The sequence below is a fragment of the Saccharomonospora sp. genome (genome assembly GCF_027317685.1).
Lineage (GTDB): Bacteria > Actinomycetota > Actinomycetes > Mycobacteriales > Pseudonocardiaceae > Saccharomonospora.
The window spans coordinates 101,545-108,419 of sequence record NZ_DAHVQP010000044.1 but is presented as its reverse complement, the minus strand read 5'-3'; the positions used below and the strand labels follow the sequence as shown (position 1 = coordinate 108,419).

The window sequence follows — 6,875 nt, the reverse complement described above, 5'->3', positions numbered from 1 at the left end:
TAAGAGCATGTCTCATTTCGCGAGTTTCTTGAAGCAGGTGAGGGCTGCGGCGAGAGTGAGGAAGGCGCAGAAGTGGTTGGCGTAGCGCTCGTAGCGTATGGTCAATCGTCGGTATCCGAACAGCCACGCGATACATCGTTCGATGACCCAGCGGTGCTTGCCGAGTTTCTGGCTGGATTCGATGCCTTTGCGGGCGATGCGCACGGTGATTCCTTGCTTGCGTACCCAGTCTCGGAGTTCGGCCTGGTCGTAGGCTTTGTCGGCGTGGAGCTTGTCCGGCTTGCGCCGGCGGGGCCCCCGCCGGGATTTCACGGCGGGGATGGCCAGAATCAGCGGTTTGAGGGCGTGCGCGTCGTTGGTGTTCGCGGCCGAGATCGCGACCGCCAGCGGCAGTCCCGCCCGGTCGGACAGTGCATGGATCTTCGAGCCGGGTTTCCCGCGGTCCACAGGACTGGGACCGGTCAGAGATCCCCCCTTTTGGCCCTGACGGAGGCTCCGTCCAGGACCGCGCGGGACCAGTCGATCATTCCCTGGCTGCCGAGTTCATCGAGTACCGCGCGATGCAACCTGCGCCATAATCCGGCTTTCGTCCACTCGGTGAAGCGACGATGCGCGGTCGGGACCTTCACTCCGAAGCTGGGTGGCAGGTGTCGCCAAGCGCACCCGCTTGTCAGCACGAACACGATCGCGGTGAACACAGCACGATCATCCACGCGCGACCGTCCGCCTCCCTGCGGACGAACCTGATGCGCAGGGACCAGCGGTTCGACCAGTGCCCACAGCTCATCAGGCACCAACCGCCGCGACAACTCATCAACCACGAACCAAGATCATGCCCGCAACCCAACCAAGATCCAAACGAGACACGCTCTAAGGGCATTTCCAGCATAATGCGACGCCAGATAGTGGAGAAGAATTCTTGCCGGGTTGCGAGTTTTAGCTCTCTTCCGCTTGCTCAGCTCTATCTGTACTCGTTCGAACAGCTCTGATGTGATGATTGGGGGAGCTTTAAGGTTGTTCGGGTCTGCCTCGCCGTTGTGTGTCGTCCATCCGAGTAATGCTTTTGATTGGAGGATGTCCCATATTGTCGACTCTGACCGGCGATCACCTTTAAGGTCTTGGCCTCGCAATGATCTTTGCCGGTCGCGGGGAACAGCTTTGTAGCCGTAGTGAACGGCTTCACCTCCCCACCTGCCAGCGGCACGGAGTGCCTGCCGAGAGGCTGCGGTCCGTTCACGGATCGTGTCGCGTTCGAGTTCGGCGAAGATGCTAGCAATCTTGACGAACAGCCGTCCCATAGATGTCCCCGTGTCGATTCCATCAGACACGGTGACGAGTCGCTTACCACGTGCTTCCAACCATTCGACTAGGCGGAGAGTGTCCAGCGCTGACCGGGATACTGGATCGAGTCGCCATGCGACGAGGATGGACCAGGGGTGCGGGGGGAGTGTCGGTAAGCCACTTGCCTAACCCGTCACGGTCGAACGGGGACACAGCGCCAGACACGTCAAGGTCTACAGCCTCGCCGACTAGCTCAGCGTCGTTCTGTTCGGCCCATCGGATCACTACCTCACGTTGCCGTTCCGGCGACGTGGTGGCATCGGCCAGGCGTGAGAGTCGGATCGCTGCTAGGGCGTTCACTATGACCCGGTATTGTAGGTAGGCGCCGTTTGGTGAGATCCATGCCGACATGGAGACACCCGGGCTGGTCCAGCTCCCGCTGTGTCTTTCGCGTGGGCGTGTAGCGGTTGAGGGGTTTGGCCTCCTCCGTGAAGAACCGGAAGGCATCGATGTGACTGCAACGCACGTTGAGAGCCTCGACCACTGCGTCGGTACCCGACGGCCCCAGCCGCAACGGGACCTGGCTGTGTCGGATCCTCTCGGGCGCGGCCCGGTAGACCATGGCCCACTCGTGCAGGCCGAAGCAGTCGAACCGGGCGCGTCGCGAATGGATCGCCTCCAACAGTGACAAGGTGTGCCGCGTGGTGCGGGCGAGTCCGTCGGTGAAAGCCGACTCGTCGAGAATGACGCTGCCCGAGGTCTCGCGGTAGCCCGAACGTTGAAGGAAACGACGCGCGCCGGGCCCTGTCAACACCACGTTCGGGCCCGGCTGCCACCTTTCCAACCGAGACGCGGGAAGCGAGTAGTCGGTGAACAGGAAATCGAGCACCGGGTGCTTCTCTCCCCGCTGCCGACGTCGCTTGTGCGGCTCCGTCCACACTCGCATGCGTCGGGAATGGGCTTCCTCTCGTGCCCGCCACTCGTTCTCACCCAGGATCTTGGTGACTGTCATGGCCGTCCCACGATATGAGTGCCGTCGCGCACGGTGCCGACGTACTCCTCCAACAGATCCTCCAGCGCGACGATGCCGACCACGCTGCCCTCGGCGTTGACGGCGGTCGCGAGATGGCTGCCTTCCCGACGCATTGCCGAGAGTGCTTCGTCGAGCTTCGCTTCCAACTTCAACTGTGTCAGCTTGCGGGTCTTGGTCGGGGGCACGACGACCGACGGATCGCCGTCGAGCTGCGCGAGGATGTCCTTCACGTGGATGTAGCTGGTCAACTGCCCACCGTTGTCCTGCACCGGGAAACGCGAGAACCCCGTGGACGACACGGCCTGTTCCACGTCGCCGACGGTGGGTTGTGCGGGCAACGTCGTCAGCTCGTCGAGCGGCACCAGCACGTCGGCCACGGTCTTCTCCATCGACGACAGTGTCTGACTGAGCCGGCGGTGCTCGGACTGCTCCAGCAAACCCTCCCTGCGGGACTCGCTCAGCAGCGCGGCCAGTTCGTCGGAGGTGTATCCGGTCTCGACCTCGGTCTTGGGCTCTATCTTGACCAGGCGCAGCATCGCGTTGGCCACACTGTTGAGCAGCCAGATGAACGGGTGGGTGAGGCGGACCCAGGCCACGTGCACCGGGACCAGCCACAGTGCCAGTCGTTCGGGCTCAGCGATGGCCAAGTTCTTCGGCACCATCTCGCCGACGAGCACGTGCAGCAGCGTCAGAGCCACCAGCGTGACGGTGAAGGCGAGACCGTGCACCACGTAGCTCGGCAGCGGCACCCCGAGAGCACTCACCGCGAGTTCGATCTGGTGAGCCACGGCGGGTTCACCGAACTGCATCAGCAGCAGCGAGCAGAGCGTGATGCCGAGTTGGGCGCCCGCAAGCATCAACGACACGTTCCGACTGGCGTTGATGACGATCTTGGCTCGGGTCTTCCCCTGCTCCAGCAGCCCTTCCAGCCGGTCTCGACGGGACGAGATCAACGCGAACTCGGCACCCACGAAGAAGGCGTTGGCGAGCAGTAGGACGGCGATGAGCGAGATGGACAACCAGTCGCTCACTGGTTCACCTCCTGTCGCTGCACGGTGACCTCGGCGATGCGATGCCGGTCCATGCCGGTCACCACCAGCCGCCAGCCGTCGATGTCGAGGGACATGCCGATCTCGGGGATCTCACCGAGCCGGTCCAACAGCAGCCCGGCGATCGTCTCGTAATCGCCGTCGGGCATGTGGAAACCCGTGGCGTCGAACACCTCGTCGCCACGAAGTTGTCCCGACACGACCCAGCTGTCGGCAGTGAGCTGTCGCGAAGCCGGTTTCTCGCGGATGTCGTGTTCGTCGCGGACGTCGCCCACGATCTCCTCGACCACGTCCTCCAACGTCACCAGGCCCGCGGTCCCGCCGTATTCGTCGACCACGATCGCGAGTTGGAAGCGGGAATCGCGGAGTCGGTCCAGCACGGCGTCCCCCGGCAACGATTCGGGCACGGTCGGCACCGGCCGCATCAGCGAACCCGCCGGTGTGGAGCCACGTTCGGGGCTGGAAACGGTGAACGCCTGCTTGACGTGCACGGTGCCCTGGATGTCGTCCAGATCCTCGCGGTACACGGGGAAGCGAGAGAAACCGGTACGCCGTGCGAGCGCCACCATGTCGGTGACGGTGTCGTCGACGTGCAACGCCTCCAGCCGTACTCGGGGGGTCATCAGCTCGCCCGCGTTGCGGTCACCGAAGCGCAGGGAGCGGTCGAGTAGTTTGGCGGTCGACACGTCGAGCGTCCCCGTCTCGGCGCTCGCGCGGACGATGGAGCCGAGTTCCTGCGGTGAACGTGCCGATCGCAGCTCTTCCTGGGGTTCGATGCCGAACTTGCGCACCACCCAGTTGGCGCTGTTGTTCATGATGTTGATGAGCCAGCGGAACAGGGCCGAGAACCGCGTGTGGTAGCCGGAGACGGCACGCGCCGTGAGTAGTGGCTGGGCCACTGCCAGGTTCTTCGGCACCATCTCGCCGATCACCATCGACAGGGATGTGGCCAGCAGCATGGCCACCACGAGCGACGTTCCGGCGGCGGCCGACTCCGACATGCCCAGCGCCATGAGGGCGGGCCGGACCAGGCGGCCGAGCAGTGGCTCGGCGACGTATCCGGTGACCAGAGTGGTGAGCGTGATGGCCACCTGCGCGCCGGAGAGTTGGAACGACAGCGTCCGGTGGGCCTTCAGAACGGTTTTGGACCGCTTGTCACCGACCTGCCGGACGTTCGACTCGACCGCGCTGCGTTCCAGTGTCGTCAGGGAGAACTCGGCCGCGACGGCCAAGCCGGTTCCGACGGTGAGCAGGATGACGAAGAGGACGCCGAGAACATTGAGCAGGATGTCCATCAGCGGACACCGCCCGGTTCACGACGAGAGCGAATGGGATAGCCGGGTGGATCACCCGGCTCGGTACTGTCCCCGGGTGACTGCGCTGCGCGCACGAGCGGTGTCACTCCTCCAGAATTCGAATGTGTTGGAAGTGGCGCTATCTTAACCACGCTTAACGTGGTTTCGGGATGTTGTGTTCCCGACTCCGGGGGCGTGGAACCTCAGTCGTTCGCCTTCGTCGCGGTTTGCCCGCGGTGCCTACGGACACTTTCCTCGACGAGGTCGAGTACCGGTTCGAGGTCGTCGGCGGGAAGCCCCATGGCCAGGTGGGAGACCAGTCCCTCTAACACCAGTTCGAGGTAGGCGGTGAGCACGTCGACGCTCACGTCGTCCCGCAGGTTCCCCGCGTTTCGCTGCCACAGGAGGCGTTTGCGGGTCGCGGCGGTGAGTTGTTCGGAACGCTCGGCCCAACGCGCGCGGAATTCCGGGTCGGTGCGAAGGCGACGGGAGACCTCGAGACGGGTGCCCAGCCAGTCGGCCGGGAGCTCGCCGGTACCGGACAGCAGGTCTCGCATCACTTGCACGAGACCTTGCTCGGCGACGACGTCGGCCATGCGCCGCGCGTCGTCCTCGGCCAGCGCGAGGAACAGGGATTCCTTGTCGCGGAAATGGTGGAAGATCGCTCCGCGAGAGAGCCCGGTCGCGTCTTCGAGCCGCCGGACCGTGGCGCCCTCGTATCCGTGTCGTGTGAAGCACACACGAGCGCCGTTGAGGATCTGGCGTCGGCGCGCCGCGAGGTGGTCCTGGCTGACCCGTGGCATCCCACGATCTTGACACCGTGCGCGGGGGATCGCAATCCGTACGTACGTACTGTGATTTCTGTGCGGCCGGCCTCGTCGTCGAGCCCAGCTCTGTGACGTGCATCGGTCACTGTACGTCGTCGCCGGAGGCGTCCCCCGCGCGGCGATGTTCACGGGATCGTGAGTACCTGTTCGAGTGACGTGGGAGCGAGCTCGCGGGCGGCCACGAACTGTTCGGCGGTCTGCCTCGGCGCGATGCGATCGTCGTTCCAGGACGACAGCAACAGGGCCACCTTGGCCTGCATCTCGGTGCGCAACTTGAGGAACGAGTCGGCCGGGTTGGCACCCACCTGCCCCTGTAGCAGCCACCAGACCCAGGCGACGGCACCCGCATTGGCCACGAAGTCCGGAATCACCGGAATACCGCGTGCGGTCAGCATGGCCTCGGCCTCGGGAGTCGTCGCCGCGTTGGCGGCCTCGACGATGGCACTGGCGGTGACGTCGTAGGAGTTGTCCGGCGTCAGCGCGTACGAGACGGCCGCGGGGACGACGATGTCTGCGTCGGCGGCGAGTACGGCGGACCGGGGCAGGCGCTCGACGTGGTCGGGCACCTGTGTGCGGTCGATCTCGCCGTAGCGGTCGCGGGCTTGTAGCAATGCCGGGATGTCGAGGCCGTTCGGGTCGGCGAGAGTGCCCGCGGCGTCGGCGACGGCGACGATCCGCAACCCGGACTCGTGCAGATACCAGGCCGCGCCGCCACCCATCGTGCCGATGCCCTGGATGGCCACGGTGGTGTCCGTGGGCGCCCAGTCCCACGCCGAGACCACTCCGAGGCACGCTTGTGCGACGCCGTATCCCCCGATGACGTCACCGAGGAGTAATCCACCCGGGACCGGCGCGCTGAGCCCGGCCTGCACCCGCCGCAACGTGCGCTCGGGGTCCGTGGAACGCCGGATGGCCGCGTGGTACGACTGCCGCAGGTTCAGGGAGGCGAACACGTCGTCGAGGAGATGCTGCGGAACGCCGAGGTCCTCGGCCGTCACCCAGTGTGCGTCCAACCACGGACGCATGTCGTGATAGAAGCGCTCCAACACCCCCCGAGCGCGAGGGTCCTTCGGGTCGAAGTCGATACCGCCTTTCGCGCCGCCCACGGGGAGGTCGAACGCGGCGGTCTTGGCCGCCATCCCACGGGCGAGGTCCTCGGCCTCCGACAGAGTGCAGCCGGGGCGCATCCGGGTGCCACCGGTCGTCATTCCCGACACGAGAGTGTGCACCACGAGATGGCCGTGGGCACCTGTCACCTTGTCGGTCCAGGTCAGTCGCAGCAGTGGTTCGTTGACATGCTGGTTCACCGTTCGGCCCTCCCCTGCGTATGCCATCGAAGTTCGGCGTGTACTGACAGGCTGCGGCCACGGCACCGGAAACGTCCAGTTAA

General features: G+C 65.0%; 6 protein-coding genes and 1 pseudogene. All 7 read right to left on the bottom strand.

Annotated features, from left to right (window positions below):
- Positions 1–12: 12 nt before the first annotated feature.
- The 7 genes and pseudogenes from M7H19_RS05305 to M7H19_RS05280 all read right to left on the bottom strand — a co-directional run bounded on the left by M7H19_RS05305 (position 13) and on the right by M7H19_RS05280 (position 6,819).
- Positions 13–809 (bottom strand): IS5 family transposase gene (locus M7H19_RS05305; RefSeq protein WP_085978104.1). Its coding sequence is split into 2 segments (ribosomal slippage): positions 13–479 and positions 479–809, totalling 798 coding nucleotides; the frame shifts between segments, so codons are not numbered across the junction.
- Between the two features lie 21 nt (positions 810–830).
- Complete coding sequence (locus M7H19_RS18585; protein WP_363321336.1) at positions 831–1,427, bottom strand: recombinase family protein; 597 nt, start codon at positions 1,425–1,427, stop codon at positions 831–833.
- 248 nt (positions 1,428–1,675) lie between these two features.
- Positions 1,676–2,293 (bottom strand): annotated as a pseudogene (locus tag M7H19_RS05300) (3-methyladenine DNA glycosylase); the annotation flags it as partial.
- Entirely contained in the window at positions 2,290–3,345 is a 1,056-nt protein-coding gene (locus tag M7H19_RS05295; RefSeq protein ID WP_298177719.1) for a hemolysin family protein, read from the bottom strand. The pseudogene M7H19_RS05300 and the gene M7H19_RS05295, both read right to left, overlap by 4 nt.
- Positions 3,342–4,658 carry a hemolysin family protein gene (locus M7H19_RS05290; RefSeq protein ID WP_298177717.1) on the bottom strand — a complete coding sequence of 439 codons (1,317 nt, stop codon included), beginning with the start codon at positions 4,656–4,658 and terminating at the stop codon, positions 3,342–3,344. Before M7H19_RS05290 ends, M7H19_RS05295 begins: the two co-directional genes overlap by 4 nt.
- Positions 4,659–4,861: 203 nt before the next feature.
- Positions 4,862–5,461, bottom strand: coding sequence for a TetR/AcrR family transcriptional regulator (locus tag M7H19_RS05285; RefSeq protein ID WP_298177714.1), 600 nt, complete (start codon positions 5,459–5,461; stop codon positions 4,862–4,864).
- A gap of 149 nt (positions 5,462–5,610) precedes the next feature.
- Entirely contained in the window at positions 5,611–6,819 is a 1,209-nt protein-coding gene (locus M7H19_RS05280) for a Glu/Leu/Phe/Val dehydrogenase dimerization domain-containing protein (RefSeq protein WP_298177712.1), read from the bottom strand.
- Positions 6,820–6,875: the final 56 nt, after the last annotated feature.